Here is a 20,895-nt window from a genome sequence, read left to right as displayed (position 1 = left end):
CTGCGGGTTGTTAAAGAACGCATTGGGCTCGCCGGTCTCTACGATACGTCCTGCGTCCATGAACACAATCTGGTCCGACACTGCAATGTTTAGGCCAGCTCAACAATCTCCATGTATTCGTCGTTCCATAGATCCTCATCGCCATCAGGCATGATGATGACGCGCTCGGGCTTCAGCGCCTTGACCGCACCGGGGTCGTGTGTAACCAACACGACGGCGCCGGTGTAGGTGGAAAGTGCGTCGAGCACCTGCTCACGAGACTGCGGGTCCAGGTTGTTGGTCGGCTCATCCAGCAGCAAGACGTTTGCGCGCGAGGACACCAGGGTTGCCAGCGAAAGGCGGGTCTTCTCACCACCGGATAAGGTACCGGCGGGTTGCTCCAGCTTGTCGCCGGAGAACATAAAGGCACCGAGGAGGCCGCGGAGATCCTGTTGGCCTGCGTCCGGGCAAGCTTCAATGGTGTTCTCCCACACGGTCTTTTTCGCGTCGATGTTGTCGTGCTCTTGCGCGAAGTAGCCGATACGCAGACCATGGCCGGAAACAATGCCGCCCTCACCGTCGGTGCGTTCTACTCCCGCAAGCAGCTTCAGCAACGTGGTCTTACCAGCGCCGTTGTAACCGAGAACAACCACGCGGGAGCCCTTGTCGATGGCGAGATCGACGCCGGCAAAGACTTCCAAGGAACCGTACATCTTGGTAAGACCCTTAGCGTTCAGCGGGGTCTTGCCGCACGGCGCGGGCTCAGGGAACTTAATGTGCGCGACCTTGTCGGCCACGCGCACTTCGTCCAGTTGGTTCATCATGCGGTCCGCGCGGGCAAGCATCTGCTTGGCAGCGGCCGCCTTGGTGGCCTTCGCGCCGAGTTTGGCAGCCTGCTTCTGCAGGGCCGAAGCCTTCTTCTCCGCATTGGCGCGCTCACGTCGGCGGCGAGCTTCGTCGGTAGCGCGCGCATCCAGGTACTTCTTGAATCCCATGTTGTAAATGTCGGCCTCGGCGCGCACCGCATCAAGGAACCAGATCTTGTTGCACACAGCCTCAAGGAGGTCCACATCGTGGGAGATCATGATGAGGCCGCCCTCGTGCTTGGACAAGAAGCCGCGCAGCCACGTAATGGAGTCAGCATCCAAGTGGTTAGTCGGCTCATCCAACAGCAAGGTGGTCTGGGATTTGCCCGAGCCAGCCGACGCTGCGAAGAGGATCTGTGCGAGCTCCACGCGGCGGCGCTGACCGCCGGAGAGAGTCTTCAACTGCTGGTCAAGGATGCGCTGCGGCAATCCTAAGTTGTCGCAAATCTGCGCACACTCGGCGTCGGCTTCGTATCCGCCAAGAGCGTGGTACTCCTCCTCCAGGCGGGAATACTTGCGGATGGCTTTGTCGCGGAACTTCTCATCCGTGGCAGTCTCCATCAGCTCCTGCTGCTTTGCCATACGGCGCTTGATCTCGTCCAAACCGCGGGCGGAGAGAACGCGCTCACGAGCGGTGATCTCGATATTGCCTTCGCGGGAGTCCTGTGGCAGGTAACCAATGGGGCCGGAACGCGTGACAGAGCCGCCATAGGGCTCGGTCTCCCCTGCCAGGATGCGCATCGTGGTGGTCTTGCCGGCACCGTTGCGTCCGACCAGCCCGATGCGGTCGCCCGGCTGCACTCGCAGGTGCTGGCCGGGAGCGTCGAGAAGCGTACGTGCGCCCACGCGCACCTCGAAATCATTGGTCACAATCACGAGGAATCAGTCTATCAACCGGCGCTAACAGGTCATAGCTGAGCCAAAACCAGAAAACAAGAAGAGTCCCGCGGCCATTCGGCAGCGGGACATATCAGGATGTGGAAGTTTAAATTACTCGCTTAGACTGCAAAGCCCAAAGCCTGCAGCATCTCTCGGCCTTCCTCGGTAATCATATTCGGACCCCATGGCGGCATCCAGACCCAGTTGATCTGGACGGCGTCGGCAAGCTTGTTGCCCACCACTGCGTCTTCAACCTGCTCACCAATGACATCGGTAAGCGGGCAGGCCGGCGAGGTCAGCGTCATGTTGATCATCGCTGTCTCCTTGCCGTCGACGTCCTCGAGCCAGACGTCATAGACCAGGCCCAGATCAACCACGTTGATACCGAGCTCCGGGTCAATGACGTCACGCATGTACTCGGTGATGTCGAAGACCTTGGCAATCTGTGCCTCGGTTTGGGGCGGACGGTCGCCGCCGCCATCGAAGTTGGCGTTGGCGTCCTGGTATGGATCTACTGGGTCAGACATTTATTTCTCCAGTTCATTGAGCGCTTCCACGGATGCGGCCTGGAAGGCCTTCCATCCGAGGAGAGCGCATTTAACGCGGGCGGGGAACTTTGCGACGCCGCCGAAAGCAACACCGTCGCCGATGATTTCATCATCGCCTTCGACTTCGCCACGGGAGGTCACCATCCTCTCGAACTCTTCGAGCTTTTCTTTGGCCTCAGACAAAGATTTGCCAATGATTTCCTCAGCCATTACAGAAGTCGAGGCCTGCGAAATGGAGCAGCCCTCTGCCTCATAAGAGACATCCTCAACGGTCTTGCCATCTGCGGAAAGCTTTACGCGCAAGGTGATCTCGTCCCCGCAGGACGGATTGACGTGGTGGACCTCAGACTGGCCCTCGCGCAGGCCAGCGAACTTCGGGTTCTTATAGTGGTCCAGGATGACATCCTGGTACATGGAATCTAGATTCATTTACTCCACTCCAAAGAATTCGCGTGCAGCCTTGACGGCTTCGATGAGCTTGTCCACTTCTTCCTCAGTGTTGTAGAGGTAGAAGCTAGCGCGGGCAGTCGAGTTGATGTTGCCCGCACGATGCAGCGGCCACGCGCAGTGGTGGCCAGTACGGATGGAAACACCGTGCGAATCGAGCACCTGACCCAGGTCATGCGGGTGGATACCGTCAACCACGAAGGAGATGGCACCACCGCGTTGCTCGGTGGTGGTTGGACCAACGATGCGCAGACCAGGGATCTGCTTTAAGCCTTCCAGTGCGCGAGCAGTGAGCTTCTGCTCGTGGGCGTGGATGTTTTCCATGCCCACTTCGCTCAGGAACTTGACGGCTGCGCCAAGGCCCACGACCTGGCTGGTCATCTGCGTACCCGCCTCAAAGCGAGTAGGCGGGGCTGCAAAGGTGCTCTTTTCCATTCGGACGACTTCGATCATGGAGCCGCCGGTCAGGAATGGCGGGAGCTTTTCCAACAGCTCTGCCTTTCCGTAGAGCACGCCGACACCATTCGGGCCGCACATCTTGTGTCCCGAGAAGGCAGCGAAGTCCACGTCGAGCGCGTGGAAGTCCACGGCCATGTGCGGAACTGACTGGCAGGCATCCAAGACGACGAGAGCGTTTACGGCACGAGCGCGGCGAACCAGTTCTTCGACGTCAGCGATTGCACCCGTGACATTGGACTGGTGCGTGAACGCGACGACCTTGACGCTCTCATCAAGCTCGAGGGAATCGAGGTCGATGCGGCCGTCTTCGGTCATCGAGTACCACTTCAGCGTGGCGCCGGTGCGCTGGCACAGTTCCTGCCATGGGACGAGGTTCGCGTGGTGCTCGAGCTCGGTGACGACGACGGTGTCGCCCTCCCCTACATAGAGATCACCTGCACGCTCATCCGACAGCGTGTAGGCAACCTCATTGAGGGCCTCCGTTGCGTTCTTGGTGAACGCAATCTCGTCACGGTCGGCGCCAACGAAGGCAGCGATGGCCTGGCGAGCAGACTCGTAAGCATCGTCGGCCTCTTCGGCCAGCTGGTAGGAACCACGGTGGACTGGAGCATTCGTGCCAAGCACGAACTCCTCCTCCGCTTTCCAAACTGGCAGTGGCCTTTGGGAGGTAGCTCCCGAGTCGAGGTACACCAGCGGCTTATCGCCGCGCACGGTGCGCTCGAGAATCGGGAACTGCTTCCTAATGGCAGTTACATCGAAGTTAGACATTAGCCTTCTTACTTAACAAACTGATCGTAGCCGGACTCTTCGAGCTGGTCAGCGAGCTCTGCGCCGCCGGTCTTGATGACCTGGCCGTTGGCAAAGACGTGCACAAAGTCAGGCTTGACGTAGTTGAGAATGCGCTTGTAGTGGGTGATCATCAGGATGCCGCCGTTGGTTTCCTCCTGGAAGCGGTTGATGCCCTCAGAAACAACGCGCAGAGCGTCGACGTCGAGGCCGGAATCGGTTTCATCCATGATGGCGAACTTAGGCTTCAGCAGATCCAGCTGCATAACCTCGTGGCGCTTCTTCTCACCACCGGAGAAGCCCTCGTTAACAGCTCGGTGTGCGAAGGACTTATCGATGGAGAGCTTCTCGCGAGCCTCGGTTAGTTCCTTGTTCCACTCGCGCAGCTTCGGAGCCTCACCGCGGACAGCGGTGACAGCGGAGCGCATGAACTGAGCCATCTTGACGCCCGGGACCTCGGTTGGGTACTGCATAGCCAGGAAGAGGCCAGCGCGAGCGCGCTCGTCAACTTCCATCTCGAGGATGTTTTCGCCGTCGAGCAGGATCTCGCCCTCGGTTACTTCGTACTTCGGATGGCCGGCGATGACGTAGGACAAGGTGGACTTACCGGAGCCGTTAGGGCCCATGACAGCGTGGGTCTCGCCGGAGTTGATGGTGAGGTTAACGCCCTTGAGGATTTCCTTAGGCTCGCCGTTCTCGTCGTTCGGGAGGACCTGCGCGTGGAGGTTCTTAATTTCCAGGGTAGACATTGAGTTATACCTGCTTTCGGGGATTGTTAAGCGTTGATTTTTTCGAGCTCGTCAATGACGCGGGTTTCCAGATCCTCGCGCAAGGACTCAACCGGAATACGGGAAATGACCTCGGAGAAGAAGCCGCGGATGATGAGTCGGCGTGCCTCGGCAGCCGGAATACCGCGGGACATGAGGTAGAAGACCTCAAGATCATCGAAGCGGCCTACGGTTGCGGCGTGGCCTGCACCCACGATCTCACCGGTCTGGATCTCCAGGTTCGGGATCGCATCGGCGCGTGCGCCTTCAGTAAGGATGAGATTGTTGTTGGTCTCGTAGGTATCGGTGTTGTTTGCATCCTGGCGGATCAGAACGTCACCGACCCAGCAGGTACGGGCTTCTTTGCGTCCAGATTCGACGGTGCCGTCAGCCTGGTTGGTGCCCTGCAGGGCACCCTTGTAGAACACACGGGAACGGCAGTTCGGCACGGAGTGGTCCACCAGCAGACGGTTCTCAAAGTACTGTCCAGCATCTGCGAAGTAGACACCGAGCATCTCAGCGTCGCCGCCAGGAGCTGTGAAGGCAACGCGTGGAACGATGCGCACGATCTCGCCGCCGAAGATGGCGGTGTTATGGCGCAGAACAGAATCTCGACCCATGGAGGCGACCTGGTGGCCCAGGTGTACCGCGTTGTCTTCCCAATCAGCGTCGACAACAACGGTGACGTTGGCGCCGTCGCCAAGCAGGAATTCAACGTTGTCAGCATGGGTGCCGGAACCGACGTACTTGAGCACGACGGTGGCCTCTGCGTGGTGGCCAACCTGAATGGAAGTAGCACCAAAGGAGGTGACTCCCTCGCCTGCACCGGTGATGGTGATCTCGACGGGGTCGTTGACCTGTGCATCCGCATCGATGGTCACGATCTGTGCCTCCGGCATGGATGTCCATGCCTGCGCGGCAACGCGATCGGCAGGAGCGCCAGCGGTGCCCAAGCGGGCGTCATCGGGAGCAACAGTCTCAGTCGACACGCCTGCTGGGGTGGTTACGGAAATCTTCTGTGCAACGGCCGGTGCGAACTCGCCGTTGTGCAGACCGCGCAGGTGGCGCAGCGCGATGAAGCGCCAGACCTCGTCGCGGCCGTGTGGAACCGGGAAGTCATCGACGTTAAACGAGGTGAACTGGTCACCCTTCGTGACGTCAGCCGGATTGAATTCGTTGGAGGCAACCACTTAGCCCACCGATCCTTCCATCTGTAGTTCAATAAGGCGGTTGAGCTCGAGGGCGTACTCCATCGGGAGCTCCTTCGCGATTGGCTCCACGAAGCCGCGCACGATCATCGCCATTGCCTCCTCTTCCGCAATGCCGCGGGACATGAGGTAGAACAGCTGCTCCTCAGAGACCTGGGAGACAGTTGCCTCGTGGCCGAGGGTCACGTGATCGTTGCGGATGTCGTTATACGGGTAGGTATCCGAACGCGAGTTGTTGTCCACGAGCAGTGCGTCGCACTCGACGTTCGCGGTGGAGTTGGAGGCGTTCGCGTTGACCTGCACCAAGCCACGATAGGCAGCGCGGCCACCGTTGCGGGCAACGGACTTCGACACGATGTTGGAGGAAGTACGCGGTGCCATGTGAACCATCTTGGAACCGGTGTCCTGGACCTGACCCTCGCCAGCGAAAGCCAGGGAGAGGACCTCGCCTTTAGCGTGCTCACCAGTCAGCCAGCAGGACGGGTACTTCATGGTGACCTTGGAACCGATGTTGCCATCGACCCATTCCATGGTGCCGCCCTCTTCGACCTTGGCACGCTGGGTAACTAGGTTGTAGACGTTGGTGGACCAGTTCTGGATGGTGGTGTAACGGCAACGTCCGCCCTTCTTGACCACAATCTCGATAACGCCGGTGTGCAGGGAGTCCGAGTTGTAAATCGGAGCGGTGCAGCCCTCGATGTAGTGAACGTAAGCGTCTTCCTCAACGATGATGAGGGTGCGCTCGAACTGACCCATGTTCTCCGTGTTGATGCGGAAATAAGCCTGGAGCGGGATGTCCACGTGAACGCCCTTCGGGACGTAGACGAAGGAGCCGCCGGACCAACAGGCGTTGTTCAGTGCGGAGAACTTGTTGTCGCCTGCCGGAATAACGGTGCCGAAGTACTCCTGGAGGATCTCCGGGTACTCCTTAACTGCAGTGTCAGTGTCGACGAAGATGACGCCCTGTGCTTCAAGGTCTTCACGGATCTTGTGGTAGACCACCTCAGACTCGTACTGAGCCGCAACACCAGAGACCAGACGCTTTTTCTCTGCATCCGGAATGCCGAGCTTGTCGTAGGTTTCCTTAATGTCGGCGGGAAGGTCATCCCACGTCTGGGCCTGCTTCTCCGTGGAACGGACGAAGTACTTGATGTTGTCGAAGTCGATAGCGGAGAGATCCGGGCCCCACGTTGGAACCGGCTTCTTGTTAAAGATGCGCAGCGCCTTCAGCCGGGATTCCAGCATCCACTCCGGCTCGTTCTTCTTCTCAGAGATATCGCGGACAACGTCCTCGCTGAGTCCTCGGTGAGCTGCCTGACCCGCTTCGTCGGAATCGTGCCAGCCGTACTCGTAACCGCCGATGGAAGAGATGATCTCGTCATCACTCATCTTGGTCTCGAGGCCTGGTGCTGGTTGTGCCTGAGTCATAACCCGCTCCTTTCGTCTAAAGATTTGTTTTCCGGTCAGGGCTGACCGGAGTCAAGGGGATGTTTGTGGTGCAGATTCCGTGGCCATCCGCAATGGAAGCCAAGGGCTGCACGTGTTTACCTAATAGGGCAGAAAAGACTTCCTGCTCAGCCTCACACAACTCCGGATGTTCCGCAGCCACGTAGGCTACGGGGCAATGGTGCTGGCAAATCTGCACACCGTTGCCCGCACTATTTACCGTGGCAGCGTAACCATGTTCATCAAGAACCTCAGCGAGTTTCTTCGCCACTTCCTTTACAGACTCGTCATCCCGCACAAGTGGTTTAACGTCTGCCAGAAGTTTCTCGAAACGTGCTTTGGCAAAGCTACGCACTGCCTCGGCACCGCCGGCCGCGCGCAGGGCGTCCAGGGCATCGGAAGCAAGCGCGTCGTAAGCATGACCAAATTGCGCACGCCCACGGTCGGTGAGGCGGAAATGCTTGGCAGGGCGGCCACGCCCGGCAGAATGGGGCCGGCGATGGACAACCTCTGTTAGCTCTTCTTCCACCAGAATGTCTAAGTGCCGGCGAATTCCGGCGGCCGAAAGACCTAGGCGCTCGCCGAGGTACGACGCCGTCACCGGGCCGTCCTTGAGGAGGAGAAGCATGACCTGGCGGCGGGTATCGCCCTCGGTGGTTCGGGTCTCTTTATCTGTGACCATGTGCTGCACCTCCTTGTTAAAAACGAACGTCTATTTTTAGACAACACTAGTGTTCCCTAATTCATTCCCAATTTCCACCAGCGCTGGTCCCGGCGTGGCGTACCTTCACCCCCGTTTGAACAGAAGGCCCGCTAAAGTGTTTCTTTATGAAACAGCGTCTCACTGCCTTCCTAACGGGTGTCCGCGAGGACCTCCCGCGTTTTGGCAGTGCGGGTTCTCGTTCCGCGCAACTGCACGCTGATTCAGATGATGCAACGAGGGGCTCGCTTTCCGACGCCCTATATGACCTGCTCCCCGACGATCCTGAGGTTCGCCCGCGCACCTCTATTAATCAACTACGCGCCTTTTTCGTCCTGCGTTGGATGGGAACACTTGGCGCAATCCTTATCGCGGTTGGCGGCCTGGGGGCGGGCGCTCTCCCCGTGGTGGGTAATCCTTATGACAACGTTCCATTCGGCTCTTTAATGTCTCGCATGCTGCAGTCGGCCTCAGCATTGGTCTTTTTGGGTGTCGGGCTCATGGTGACCGCATGGGTACTCATCGCACCTTTCGTGGGGACGCCACTACGCGGTGCCCGTGGCATAAAACCTCGACGCTTGCTAACCCAAAGCCAGCTCTGGCGAACGTGGGCGGGTTGGGTCATCCCACTCATTTTCACCGCTCCCCTGTTTACGCAGGATATTTATTCCTACCTTGCTAATGGCTCCATCGTGGCCCAGGGGCTCGATCCCTATTCAGCAGGCCCCGTTCAGTTATTGGGATCGGAGGACCCACTAGCGCGCTCGGTTCCATTCATCTGGGCCAACTCGCCCTCGCCCTATGGCCCTGTGGCACTGGGCCTCGCGGCCATAGTTAGCTTGCTCACGCATAACTCGATCATCCTCGGTGTTATTGCGCATCGTATTCTCTCGTTGGCGGGCATCATTGCAGCGGGATGGGCGACCTCGCAGCTGGCACGTCGCTGCCGAGTTTCTCCAGAATCAGCGCTTTGGCTGGGTATCTTGAACCCACTGACTACCTTGCACCTAGTGGGCGGTATTCATAACGAGTCGGTGATGTTGGGGCTGGCACTCGTGGGCGTGGAACTGGGCCTGCGCGGGGTCGATAAGTTGGGTGGAAGACCCGTGTGGTTCTATTTCTTGGCCTCGGGCCTGCTCATTTCTTGCGCAGGCATGGTCAAGGTGACGGGCTTTATCGGCTTGGGTTTTGTGGGCATGGCCCTGGCCCGAGTGTTGATGCTGCGGCGCGGTAAATCCAGCCTGGGTGCCATAGCTAGCGCAACCGCAGTCCAACTCGGCATCCTCATCCTGTCCATCGGCATCGTCACACTTGCATCCGGCATCGGACTGGGCTGGATCACGGGCCAAGGTGGTGCCGCAAGCATTCGCTCTTGGCTTTCCTCTAGTACCGCCGTGGGCGTCGGCGCCGGCTTCCTAGGGATGCTTTTGGGTTTGGGCGACCACACTGAGGCAATCCTCTCCTTTACCCGCGCGGTAGGCGTGCTCATCGCCACCGGATTCATGTTCCGCATGCTCCTTGCAACGTACCGCGGAAGCATCCATCCGATTGGCGGTCTGGGAATCTCGACGCTTGTGTTAGTCGTTTTCTTCCCTGTGGTCCACCCGTGGTACATCCTCTGGGCGGTGTTGCCGCTTGCGGCTTGGGCTAACCGGCTCATCTTCCGCCTCACTGTGGTGATTTATTCGGCTGGGATGAGCTTCTTCGTTCTCCCGCGCGGCCTTGGCCTCCCGCCGGGCACGATCGCTGTCATCTATATTTCCGCAATTGCTGCATACGTCGTGGTCATGAGGCTGTGGACTCTCCTATTACGTCGCTCAAGAATTAGTGTCCTAAACTAGTCCTTCGTGAATACAACTTTCGATGGATCCCCAGCTCTCGAGCTGACGGACGTAGTCAAAACCTACGGGGACAAAAGAGCCGTAGACGGGCTCAGCTTCCATGTGAATCGTGGAGAAATGCTGTGTCTGCTGGGCCCCAATGGTGCGGGTAAGACCACGACTATCGAGATGTGCGAGGGCTTTAAGAAGCCGACGTCGGGGAGCATTCGTGTCCTTGGCCTCGACCCCAGCACAAGTCCCGATGCCGTACGGGAGCGCATCGGAATCATGCTGCAAGGTGGTGGCTCTTATTCCGGAATTCGCGTCCGCGAGATGCTACAGCTTAGCGCGAAGTACAGTGCCAACCCCCTCGACCCGGATTGGCTCATCGAGAAGCTAGGACTCAAGGGGCTCGAGAAGAACACCTACCGCCGTCTCTCCGGCGGTCAGCAGCAGCGACTTTCCTTGGCGCTAGCCATCATTGGCAGGCCGGAGCTGGTCTTCCTAGACGAACCCACCGCAGGTCTCGACGCGCAGTCGCGGCTAGCTGTGTGGGATCTCATTCGTGCGCTGCGCGCAGACGGCGTGACCACTATCCTAACTACCCACCTGATGGATGAAGCGGAGGCGCTTGCCGACAGAGTGGTCATCATTGATCACGGACACATGGTGGCTCAAGGCACCACCGCCGAGCTGATGGAATCCACGGGGTCTCCACTCATTAGCTTTGAGACCTCGACCGAAGTTGACCTCGCAGCGCTGCGTGCGGCAGATCTTCCTACGGATGCCACCCGCCCACTGCACTACCGCGTCGAGACTCCGGCCACCCCGGAGGTCATCGCCCGCCTAGCGCAAGAGTTGGCACGACAATCCGTGACCTTGCGCAGCCTCGACACCACACACCGCAATCTTGAGGACGTCTTCCTTGACATCACCGGCCGCGAGCTGAGGAGTTAAGAACCATGTCACGTTTTGAACCAGGAACTTTCACTCCCAATCCGCAGCGCGCCAGCGTATGGGCTATGGCCCGGGCACAGGGAGCTATCGAGTCAAAGCTGATGCTTCGCCACGGCGAGCAACAGCTGCTCAGCATCGTCATTCCGCTCGCGCTCCTTATCGGTGCGGCCCGCATGGAGAGCGTCACCGGCCAGGGACTCAAGGAAGTTTTCCCCATGGTCTTGGCTGTGGCCTCCACCAGTTCGGGATTTACGGGTCAGGCTATTTCTCTTGCCTTTGACCGCCGCTACGGGGCGCTGAAGAGAACCGGCGCCTCCGGTGTACCCGCATGGACAATCATCGCGGGCAAGATTGCCGCGGTCTTTTCCATGGTGGTTCTACAGGTGGTCGTGCTGGGTGGTGTTGCTTTTCTGCTAGGGCTGCGTGTTGGCCTCTCGGGGATCGTGCTCGCCTTGTTTACCCTCGTGCTGGGTGTGGCTTCCTTTACTGCACTAGGTTTGCTGCTCGGCGGAACCCTGAGCTCCGAGATGGTCCTCGCGGTGGCGAACCTCATTTGGTTCATTCTCATGGGTGTTGTCGGTTGGGCCATGTATTCCCAGGGTCTCGGCAATGATGGGCTTCTTACGCTCGTTCCTACGGTCGCTATGGCAAGTGCGCTTAACGATGCCTTCAACAACATGTTTCCTTGGCAGGAACTGTTGGTCCTTATCGCATGGGCCGGGGCGGCGTCGTTTGCAGCGGTCCGTTGGTTCCGTTTCGAAGGCTAAATGTGACTTTTGTCTTTTTCCCGGTTTCCAGCGTGAAGGGTTTCGTTCCGAGCGCACCCGCGCGGTAGTCTTTTTAACGTGAATTCCGGTAATAAAGTAACGACGTTCTTTCGCGAGGCGACGCCCACGATTAAGCAGCAGCGCCTCATCGCACTGATTCTGCTCATCTGCCAGGGTGGCATCACGGTATCGGGCGCTATTGTCCGCGTTACTGGTTCGGGCCTTGGCTGTATCACCTGGCCGGAGTGCCACCCGGGTTCGCTGGTTCCGCTGTCCGGCGCGGCGCCGTGGATCCACCAGCTCATCGAGTTTGGTAACCGCCTGCTTACCTTCGTGGTTTCCGCCGCAGCCGTGGCCGCCATCGTCGCCATGCATATGGCTCGTCGCCGTACCGAGCTAAAGGTCTATGCCTGGCTCAACCTTGCCGGTATTATGGTCCAGGCCGTCATCGGCGCCATTTCCGTGTTCCTGAAGCTCAACTGGTGGGCCGTGGCGCTGCACTTCCTGCCGTCCATGATCTTGGTGTGGCTGGCTGCAATGCTCTACTCCCGCATCCTGGAGCCTGACGATGGAACTCCTACCCGTATGTTCCCGCAGGCAATCCGCGTCATGGCAGCGATGGCAACCATCGCCCTGGCAGTCGTATTGACCACCGGCACCATGGTTACCGGCTCCGGAGTTCACTCCGGCGACGATGGCGTAGGCATGGAAGGTCGCCTTAACGTCGACACTGAATTCATGGCTGTCGTACACGCTATGTGCATGTACGCCTACTTGGCCTTGACGCTCATCGTCGTCTTCATGCTCTACCGCTTCCGCGCCTCCGAGCTGGCCAAGAAGGCGGGCTGGGTGCTCATCGCCTGCATCTTGGTCCAATGGGGCATCGGCGTAGCTCAGTTCTACATGCACATCCCACGCTGGACTGTTCCAATCCACATCGGCATGTCTTCGGTGGTTACCGCCTTTACCGCCCTGCTCTGGGCACATGGATTACGTCGTACTGGTGGTTCGGAGAACCTTGTGACAGGTTCCCCCGCTGCCGAAGAAAAGTACACTGCGCGTCAAGCAGCGTTGGCGCAGCGTTGACAAAGTTAGCAAGCCGCTAGCATCTTCATTCCGTTCTTCGGGCCACCCCCTCGGAGGGCGGTTTTGCTGCATATACAGGCCGCGCTGGGATAGCCTTTGTATATGTACGCAATTCAGGTCAACCAGACTGGCGGCCCAGAAGTTCTCGAGTATGTCGAGGTCCCGGCCCCCACTCCCACTGAGGATCAGGTGCTTGTCGACGTCATCGTTGCCGGCGTTAACTACATCGATACCTACTACCGCGCAGGAATCTACAACGCCGCCACACCATTCGTGCTTGGACTTGAAGGCACAGGCCGAGTCGTTCACGACCCAAAGGGAGAAATCGCCGAGGGAACCATGGTCGCTTGGGACCATGCTTTTGGTTCCTACGCTGAACAGGTCTGCGTATCCCGCGACCGCATTGTTGCCGTGCCTGATGACTTCCCACCAGAGGTTGCGGGGTCAATGCTCTTGCAGGGCATGACGGCTCATTACCTGGCTAATGGGGTCTACCAGCTCGGCGAGGGCGCCTCCTGCCTGATTACTGCCGGCGCTGGCGGCGTTGGCCTCATCTTGACCCAGATGGCCAAGGCGCTGGGTGCCACCGTCTACACGGTCGTCTCCACCGATGAAAAGGAACAGCTCTCCTACGAAGCTGGTGCGGACCAAGTATTCCGCTACGGTGAGGGCCTGGCGGAGCAAGTGCGCCGCTTCAACGGCGGCCGCGGAGTCGACGTCGTCTACGACGGCGTCGGCAAAGACACCTTCAACGAGTCCCTTGAGGTTGTCCGTCCACGCGGCACCGTGGCTCTGTTTGGCGCCGCATCCGGCCCAGTCCCGCCCATGGACCCACAGTTGCTCAACAAGCATGGCTCCATCTTCCTGACACGTCCTTCGCTGGGTGCCTGGACCGCTCAGGAGGGCGAATTCCAGATGCGTGCACAGGCAGTCGTCCAAGCCGTCACAGACGGCGACGTCACCTTCAACGTGACCGCCTCTTATCCCCTCGAGGACGCCGCTCAGGCTCACCGGGACATGCACGCCCGCAAGACCACCGGCTCGATTGTCCTGCGCGTGCGCGAGGACAACTAGCGCAGAAACTTTATGGCGCCGTACTTAACGTACGGCGGTACTTAACGTACGGCGCCGTTCTGCTTTCCTAAACATCCCTAGATGGCTTTTAAAGCTCTCCGAGAGCTTAGAACCAGACGGTGGACCAACCCAGCATGCTACCGATGGATTCCCAACCGAGCACGGCATCGATAGACAGGCCGATGAAGAGAACTGAAAGGTAGTTGTTGGAGTAGATAAACAAGCGCATCGGCTTGACCTTCGCGCCGTTCTTCACGCCCTTATGCAGAGCTATAGCAATCCACAGGAAGACTGCACCTGAGACCACTGCGGCAACGAGGTAAATCCACGAGGCAGCCGGAATGATGAGGAAAGTCACGATGACGGTGCCAACGGTGTACCAAACGATCTGGCGGGTGACCTCCACCTCTGGTGCCACGACGGGCAGCATCGGCACGCCTGCCTTGCGGTAGTCCTCCTTATACTTCATGGCCAGGGCCCACGTGTGCGGCGGGGTCCAGAAGAAGATGATGAGGAACAGGACGATGGCCTGCCACCACTTGTCTGGCTCGCCGGCCGGGGCGTTGTCGCGGATGACCGCCCAGCCGACCATTGCCGGCATACAGCCTGCGAGGCCACCCCAGACGATGTTCTGGGAGTTTCGCATTTTCAGGAACTTCGTATAGACGAACACGTAGAAGAAGTTCGTCAGGAGCACGAAGAAGGCTGCAAGCCACGAGTGCGCGAGTACGCCCAGCCAGAAGACGGAAAGAAACAGCATGATCCACGCGAAGATGGCTGCGTTACGGCGCGAAATCTTGGCGCGTACCAGCGGCCTTGCACGCGTGCGCTGCATCTTCTGGTCGATCTCATAGTCGACAACGTTGTTAAAAGTATGAGCAGCTGCCGCGCCCATCCAGCCGCCGAAGATGGTGGACAGAATCAGCCAGAAGTTATCCGTCACGGACTCGATTCCACGCTGTGCCTGGAGCATCGCCGGGATTGCGGCAACAAGGAGGAGCTCAATGATCCTCGGCTTCGTCAGCGCAAAATAGGCCTTGATCGTCTCCAAGGATTATTCCTCCAGTATCTGGCATGGGTGTATTTCAGCTGCCTGGGTAAGAGGCCGCAATGTAGTAGTCGGCTATTCGGGTTAAATAGTTCCCGCGCGCGGCCGTGGCTTCTTAACCATGCCAGCCTACAGTTTCTCAGACAGTTTCAATAATCCGCCACGGGCAAATGAAAATCTCGTCACTGACAAATCAAAACCTCTAGACTTGAGGGGTCAATGAACATTCGAACCTAAAAGTGAGGCTTCCCACAGTGTCGCAAGAAAAGCTGTCCCCAGAACTGCAGGCCATGGTTGAACGCCGTTACCCGGCTGACTGGACCGACGTGGATACTCGCGCAGTAGATACTGTCCGTGTCCTGGCCGCGGACGCCGTCCAGAAGTGCGGTTCCGGCCACCCGGGTACCGCGATGTCGCTGGCGCCCCTCGCCTACACGCTCTACCAGCGCGTCATTAATCACGACCCTAACGATGTGAAGTGGGCTGGCCGTGACCGCTTTGTCCTCTCCGTTGGCCACTCCTCGCTGACCCAGTACATCCAGCTTTACCTCGGCGGCTTCGGTCTCGAGCTTGATGACCTCAAGTCCCTGCGTACCTGGGGCTCGCTGACCCCGGGCCACCCGGAGGTTAACCACACCGATGGTGTTGAAATCACCACCGGCCCGCTCGGCCAGGGCCTGGCCTCCGCAGTGGGCATGGCCATGGCTTCCCGCAAGGAGCGCGGCCTTTTCGACGCGTCCGCACCCGCAGGCGAGTCCCCTTTCGATCACCACATCTACGTCATCGCGTCCGATGGTGACCTGCAAGAGGGCGTTACCGCAGAGGCCTCTTCCCTCGCGGGGACGCAGAAGCTCGGCAACCTGATCGTATTCTGGGATGACAACCGCATCTCCATCGAGGACGATACGAACATCGCGTTCAACGAGGACGTCGTCCAGCGCTACGAGGCATATGGCTGGCACGTACAGACCGTGGAATCCGGCGAAGACGTCGTAGCCCTCGAAGCCGCTGCCAAGGCTGCGCGTGAGGAGACCGAGCGTCCTTCCTTCATCCGCGTCAAGACCGTCATCGGTTACCCGGCACCGAACAAGATGAACACCGGTGGCGTACACGGTGCCGCCTTGGGTGACGACGAAGTCGCCGCAACCAAGGAAGTCCTAGGCTTCGACCCAGCACAGACCTTCGAGGTCTCCGACGAGGTCATCAACCACACCCGCAAGCTGCGCGAGCGCGGTGCTCAATCCCACGCCGAGTGGCAGGAAAAGTTCGATGCTTGGGCTTCCGCTAATCCGGAGGCAAAGGCCCTCTTCGACCGCATGCAGTCCCGTGAGCTGCCAGAGAACTTTGATTCGGAGCTTCCGACCTGGGATGCCGGCGAATCCGTAGCCACCCGTAAGGCTTCTGAAGCTACCATTCAGGCACTGGCTGCTGCTGTCCCGGAGATGTGGGGCGGCTCCGCTGACCTTGCAGGCTCCAACAACACCGTTATCAAGGGCGCCGAGTCCTTCGGCCCAGAGTCCATCACCACTGGCGCTTGGAATGCCCAGCCATACGGCCGCAACCTCCACTTTGGTATCCGTGAGCACGCCATGGCCGCCATCATGAACGGCATCGCCCTACACGGAAACACCCGCGTGTACGGCGGTACCTTCCTCATCTTCTCTGAGTACCAGTACCCTGCCGTGCGTCTAGGCGCCTTGATGTCTACTGACACCTACTACGTGTGGACCCACGACTCCATCGGCTTGGGCGAGGACGGCCCGACCCACCAGCCGGTAGAAACGCTCGCCGCACTGCGCGCTATTCCGAACCTCTCCGTCATCCGTCCGGCAGACGCCAACGAGACCGCGCAGGCATGGGCCGCTGCATTCGAGTACAAGGCTGCTCCAAAGGGCCTGGCGCTGTCCCGCCAGAACCTGCCTGTTCTCGAGGGCACCAAGGAGAAGGCACGCGACGGCGTTCGCCGCGGCGCTTACGTTCTGGTCGAAGGTTCCAAGGAAACGCCAGACGTCATCCTCATGGCAACCGGTTCCGAGGTTAAGCTCGCGGTCGAAGCAGCCCAACAGCTCGAATCCGAGGGCACCGCAGCCCGCGTCGTTTCGGCTCCGTGCCTTGAGTGGTTCGACGAGCAGGACGACGCCTACCGCGAGTCCGTTCTGCCTTCCGCTGTCCGCGCCCGCGTCTCCGTCGAGGCAGGCCTGGCAATGCCATGGCACAAGTACACCGGCACCTTCGGCCGCAATGTCTCCCTCGAGCACTTCGGCGCTTCTGCCCCAGCAGAGGAGCTCTTTGAGAAGTTCGGCTTCACTACCGCTGCGGTAGTCGACGCCGCCCGCGAATCCATCACCGCAAGCAAGTAAGGAAAGCATGTCTCACATTGACGAACTAGCACAGCTCGGTACCTCCACGTGGCTCGACGACCTCTCCCGCGAGAGGCTGGAGTCCGGCAACTTGGCGGAGATCATCAAGACCAAGTCCATCGTGGGTGTTACCACCAACCCGGCAATCTTCGCGGCAGCGATGTCGAAGGGCACCGCGTACGATTCCGCGATTGCTGCGTTGGAGGAAGAGGGCGCCAAGGCTGACGACGCCGTCTACTCCCTGGCGATCGACGACGTCGCCAATGCTTGCGATCTCTTCGCCGGCATCTACAAGGCATCTGAAGGCCGCGACGGCCGCGTGTCCATCGAGGTGGATCCGCGCATTTCTGCAGATACCCAGGCCACCATCCAGCAGGCTCGTGAGCTGTGGGCGCGTGTCAACCGCCCGAACCTGATGATCAAGATTCCGGCAACGGAGGGCTCGCTGCCGGCTATCGCAGACGCGCTTGCCGACGGCATCTCGGTCAACGTCACCTTGATCTTCTCCGTGGAGCGCTACGCCCAGGTCATCGATGCGTTCAAAAAGGGCATCAAGCGCGCTGCTGAGGCAGGTCATGACGTATCCAAGATTCACTCGGTCGCGTCCTTCTTCGTTTCCCGTCTAGATACTGAGGTGGACAAGCGCCTCGAGACCATCGGCACGCCGGAAGCTCTCGCGGCACGTGGCAAAGCGGGCGTCGCCAATGCGCAGCGTGCTTACGCCCTTTTCGAGGAAGAATTGCTCAACTCGGATGATCTTCCAGAGGGCGCAAACGTGCAGCGCCCACTGTGGGCATCTACCGGCGTGAAGAACCCGGAGTACCCAGCAACGCTGTACGTTTCCGAGCTTGCTGGCCCGCACACGGTCAACACCATGCCGGAAAAGACCATTGATGCGGTCCTTTCCGAAGGTAACCTGCACGGTGACACCCTCTCCGGAGCGAAGGCTGAAGCAGATGCAGTATTCGCTGAGCTCGAGGATTTGGGCATCGACTTCCAGGACGTGTTCGCAGTGCTGGAGAAGGAAGGCGTCGACAAGTTCGTCGCTGCTTGGGATGAGCTGCTCGAATCCATGGCTGCTCGTCTTTAACTAAAGAATTCTTCGCCTTGCGCCCCGCTGACTAACCTCAGCGGGGCGCTTGTCGCTAGAATGTGTCGCTGGACAAAGATTTGGGAAAGGAAACCCTGTGACGGAATCGAGCGCCTGGGTAAATCCACTGCGCAACGAGAAGGATAAGCGCCTCCCGCGCATCGCCGGCCCTTCCGGCATGGTTATCTTCGGGGTAACCGGCGACCTCGCCTACAAAAAGCTGCTGCCAGCTATCTACGACCTTGCCAACCGCGGCCTCTTGCCCGCGGGCTTTACTTTGGTAGGCTACGGACGCCGCGACTGGGACAAGGACGCTTTTGCCGAGTATGTGCTGGGAGCCGTCAAGGCTGGCGCCCGCACCAAGTTCAACGAACATGTTTGGCAGCACCTAGTCCAAGGCATTGAGTTCGTGCATGGCGCTTTTGACGACGCTGGCTTCGACGGCCTTTCTGCTCGCCTCGCGGAGCTCGATACCTCACGCGGTACCGGCGGCAACTGGGCTTATTACTTGTCTGTCCCACCAGAGTTCTTCTCGAGCATCTGCCACCAACTCGAGCGTGTGGGTATGGCGAACAGCGCTAACGACTCGTGGCGCCGCGTCATTATTGAAAAACCTTTCGGTCACAACCAGGAATCCGCGCGCAAGCTCAACGAAATCGTCAATGCAGTGTTCCCCGAGTCCTCGGTCTTCCGTATTGACCACTACTTGGGCAAGGAAACCGTACAAAACATCATGGCTCTGCGCTTTGCCAACCAGATTTTCGAGCCGATGTGGAACGCGCATTACATCGACCACGTGCAGATTACGATGGCTGAGGACATCGGCCTCGGTGGCCGCGCTGGCTACTACGACGGAATCGGCGCTGCCCGTGACGTCATCCAGAACCACCTGCTGCAGCTGCTCGCGCTCGTTGCAATGGAGGAACCATCCTCATTCGCGCCGGAAGCTCTGCAGGCCGAAAAGATCAAGGTGCTGCGTGCGACGCAGCCGGTGCACCCGCTGAACAAGACCACTGCCCGCGGCCAGTACTCGGCCGGATGGCAGGGCTCTGAATACGTGCGCGGTCTTCGCGAAGAGGAAGGATTCGATCCTGCCTCCACCACCGAGACTTATGCTGCCTGCACCCTCGAGGTAAATTCGCGCCGCTGGGCAGGTGTTCCTTTCTACCTGCGCACCGGCAAGCGCTTGGGCCGTCGCGTCACGGAGATCGCCTTGGTCTTCAAGACCGCGCCGCATCAGCCTTTCCACAAGGGCCAAGCCGAGTCGCTGGGCCAGAACGCCGTGGTCATCCGTGTCCAGCCTGACGAGGGCGTTACCATGCGCTTCGGCTCGAAGGTGCCGGGCTCCACCATGGAGGTTCGCGATGTGAACATGGACTTCGCCTACGCGGAGGCCTTCACTGAAGAGTCCCCCGAAGCCTACGAGCGTCTCATCCTCGATGCCCTCCTCGACGAGTCCTCCCTCTTCCCCACCAACGAAGAGGTTGAGCTGTCCTGGTCCATCCTCGATCCCATCATCGAGTACTGGTCCAAAGCTGGCCAACCTGAGGAATACCCCGCGGGAACGTGGGGCCCTGAGTCTGCCAATACGATGTTGCGCCGCCGGGGCCACTCCTGGCGCCGACCATAAGGAGAAGAAGCGTTGATTATTCCATTGCCTGACACCACGACGCGCAAGATCTCCAAGAAACTCGTTGAGGCCCAAGAACACTACACCTTGACCACCGGCCGCGTGCTGACCCTCATCGTTGCTGCCAACGAAGGCGACGACATCGAGGCGATTCTTTCCTCCGTGCGCGACGCCTCCCATGAGCACCCGTCACGCGTGCTCGTGGTCATTGCTGGTTCCCACTTGGAAGAAACTCATCTCGATGCCGAGCTACGCGTCGGTGGCGAGGCTGGTGCTTCGGAGATCGTGGTCATGCACTTGAAGGGAGCTCTGTCTGCGCAGGCCGAATCCGTAGTCACTCCGCTGCTGCTCCCGGATACCCCGATTGTGGCGTGGTGGCCCACGAAGTGCCCGGAGCACCCTGCCCGCAGCCCGATTGGCAAGCTCGCGCAGCGCCGTATTACCAACGTGGCCTATGGCGAGGGCGCAACGCACGAAGAACTGATGCAGCTCTCCCACGGGTACACCCCGGGTGATTCTGATATGTCCTGGGCCGCCATTACGCTGTGGCGCGGAATCGTGGCCTCGGCCCTAGACCGCCACCCTCATGAACCGGTCGAGTCAGTAGAAGTATGCGGGGCACAACTCAACCCAGCAGCGGACTTTGCTGCAGGCTGGCTTCTCGACGCCCTGAGCGTTCCAGTACACCGCAACGTTACGCAGTCGCCGGAAAAGGGTTCCTTCCCCATTCATTCTTTGCGCTTCAACCGCGTATCTTCCCACGTCACTGTGGAAGTGGTCGACGCAGGAACTGTTCGCGTACAAGTTCCTGGCTCTCCGGACTCTCTGGTCTCTTTGGGCATCCGTTCACAGGCGGAGGTCCTTTCTGAAGAGCTACGTCATCTCGATTCCGACAAGACATACGCGCATACGCTTCGAGCTTTGCCGCGCGTGGACTACAGTTAGCCCTACTACTATTTTTTGACCCTTAAGGATCTC

18 protein-coding genes are annotated in these 20,895 nt (G+C 59.4%); 9 read left to right on the top strand and 9 right to left on the bottom strand.

Annotated elements, in window-relative coordinates:
• Window positions 1-89: 89 nt before the first annotated feature.
• The 8 genes from HMPREF3148_RS01200 to HMPREF3148_RS01165 form a co-directional block, all read right to left on the bottom strand.
• A complete protein-coding gene (locus tag HMPREF3148_RS01200; RefSeq protein ID WP_005531582.1) occupies window positions 90-1,721 on the bottom strand; it encodes an ABC-F family ATP-binding cassette domain-containing protein in 1,632 nt (543 codons plus the stop codon).
• Window positions 1,722-1,843: 122 nt separating this feature from the next.
• Window positions 1,844-2,251: a metal-sulfur cluster assembly factor gene (locus HMPREF3148_RS01195; protein WP_005531583.1), complete on the bottom strand. Its 408-nt coding sequence runs from the start codon at window positions 2,249-2,251 to the stop codon at window positions 1,844-1,846.
• Window positions 2,252-2,701 (bottom strand): Fe-S cluster assembly sulfur transfer protein SufU, encoded by a 450-nt coding sequence (gene sufU / locus HMPREF3148_RS01190; protein ID WP_005531585.1) that lies wholly within the window; start codon window positions 2,699-2,701, stop codon window positions 2,252-2,254.
• On the bottom strand, window positions 2,702-3,946 hold the full coding sequence (locus HMPREF3148_RS01185) for a cysteine desulfurase (protein ID WP_070508569.1): 1,245 nt from the start codon (window positions 3,944-3,946) through the stop codon (window positions 2,702-2,704).
• 8 nt (window positions 3,947-3,954) lie between these two features.
• Window positions 3,955-4,713 carry a Fe-S cluster assembly ATPase SufC gene (sufC, locus tag HMPREF3148_RS01180; protein WP_005531589.1) on the bottom strand — a complete coding sequence of 253 codons (759 nt, stop codon included), beginning with the start codon at window positions 4,711-4,713 and terminating at the stop codon, window positions 3,955-3,957.
• Between the two features lie 26 nt (window positions 4,714-4,739).
• Window positions 4,740-5,921: a Fe-S cluster assembly protein SufD gene (gene sufD / locus HMPREF3148_RS01175; RefSeq protein WP_049062382.1), complete on the bottom strand. Its 1,182-nt coding sequence runs from the start codon at window positions 5,919-5,921 to the stop codon at window positions 4,740-4,742.
• Window positions 5,922-7,367: a Fe-S cluster assembly protein SufB gene (gene sufB / locus HMPREF3148_RS01170; protein WP_049062381.1), complete on the bottom strand. Its 1,446-nt coding sequence runs from the start codon at window positions 7,365-7,367 to the stop codon at window positions 5,922-5,924. It abuts the gene before it with no gap.
• A gap of 16 nt (window positions 7,368-7,383) precedes the next feature.
• The gene (locus tag HMPREF3148_RS01165) at window positions 7,384-8,067 is read right to left on the bottom strand and encodes a helix-turn-helix transcriptional regulator (protein ID WP_070508568.1); all 684 of its coding nucleotides are present in this window, start codon (window positions 8,065-8,067) and stop codon (window positions 7,384-7,386) included.
• A gap of 146 nt (window positions 8,068-8,213) precedes the next feature.
• Between HMPREF3148_RS01165 and mptB the strand changes: the two genes are divergently transcribed.
• The 5 genes from mptB (at window position 8,214) to HMPREF3148_RS01140 (ending at window position 13,789) form a co-directional block, all read left to right on the top strand.
• On the top strand, window positions 8,214-9,926 hold the full coding sequence (gene mptB, locus HMPREF3148_RS01160) for a polyprenol phosphomannose-dependent alpha 1,6 mannosyltransferase MptB (RefSeq protein WP_049062380.1): 1,713 nt from the start codon (window positions 8,214-8,216) through the stop codon (window positions 9,924-9,926).
• Window positions 9,927-9,932: 6 nt separating this feature from the next.
• Window positions 9,933-10,862, top strand: a complete 930-nt coding sequence (locus tag HMPREF3148_RS01155; protein WP_049062379.1) for an ABC transporter ATP-binding protein — start codon at window positions 9,933-9,935, stop codon at window positions 10,860-10,862.
• 5 nt (window positions 10,863-10,867) lie between these two features.
• Window positions 10,868-11,629, top strand: coding sequence for an ABC transporter permease (locus tag HMPREF3148_RS01150; RefSeq protein ID WP_034657510.1), 762 nt, complete (start codon window positions 10,868-10,870; stop codon window positions 11,627-11,629).
• Between the two features lie 78 nt (window positions 11,630-11,707).
• Window positions 11,708-12,715, top strand: a complete 1,008-nt coding sequence (locus tag HMPREF3148_RS01145; protein ID WP_005531597.1) for a COX15/CtaA family protein — start codon at window positions 11,708-11,710, stop codon at window positions 12,713-12,715.
• Between the two features lie 102 nt (window positions 12,716-12,817).
• On the top strand, window positions 12,818-13,789 hold the full coding sequence (locus HMPREF3148_RS01140; RefSeq protein ID WP_049062377.1) for a quinone oxidoreductase family protein: 972 nt from the start codon (window positions 12,818-12,820) through the stop codon (window positions 13,787-13,789).
• A 106-nt stretch (window positions 13,790-13,895) separates the two neighbouring features.
• Here HMPREF3148_RS01140 and HMPREF3148_RS01135 read toward each other — a convergent pair whose 3' ends face one another.
• Complete coding sequence (locus HMPREF3148_RS01135) at window positions 13,896-14,840, bottom strand: heme o synthase (protein WP_049145838.1); 945 nt, start codon at window positions 14,838-14,840, stop codon at window positions 13,896-13,898.
• Window positions 14,841-15,127: 287 nt separating this feature from the next.
• On the opposite strand from HMPREF3148_RS01135, the gene tkt reads away from it, so the two are divergent.
• From tkt to HMPREF3148_RS01115, 4 genes are all read left to right on the top strand, one after another.
• Window positions 15,128-17,197, top strand: a complete 2,070-nt coding sequence (tkt, locus tag HMPREF3148_RS01130; RefSeq protein WP_201271423.1) for a transketolase — start codon at window positions 15,128-15,130, stop codon at window positions 17,195-17,197.
• A 7-nt stretch (window positions 17,198-17,204) separates the two neighbouring features.
• The gene (gene tal, locus HMPREF3148_RS01125; protein WP_049151705.1) at window positions 17,205-18,287 is read left to right on the top strand and encodes a transaldolase; all 1,083 of its coding nucleotides are present in this window, start codon (window positions 17,205-17,207) and stop codon (window positions 18,285-18,287) included.
• Between the two features lie 97 nt (window positions 18,288-18,384).
• Complete coding sequence (gene zwf, locus HMPREF3148_RS01120) at window positions 18,385-19,917, top strand: glucose-6-phosphate dehydrogenase (RefSeq protein ID WP_049062373.1); 1,533 nt, start codon at window positions 18,385-18,387, stop codon at window positions 19,915-19,917.
• A 12-nt stretch (window positions 19,918-19,929) separates the two neighbouring features.
• Complete coding sequence (locus HMPREF3148_RS01115; RefSeq protein WP_005531605.1) at window positions 19,930-20,862, top strand: glucose-6-phosphate dehydrogenase assembly protein OpcA; 933 nt, start codon at window positions 19,930-19,932, stop codon at window positions 20,860-20,862.
• Window positions 20,863-20,895: the final 33 nt, after the last annotated feature.

It is taken from the genome of Corynebacterium sp. HMSC05D08 (assembly GCF_001807215.1).
Taxonomy (GTDB): domain Bacteria; phylum Actinomycetota; class Actinomycetes; order Mycobacteriales; family Mycobacteriaceae; genus Corynebacterium; species Corynebacterium striatum.
The sequence above is the reverse complement of the archived record's forward strand: the minus strand, read 5'-3'. Positions and strand labels throughout refer to the sequence as shown.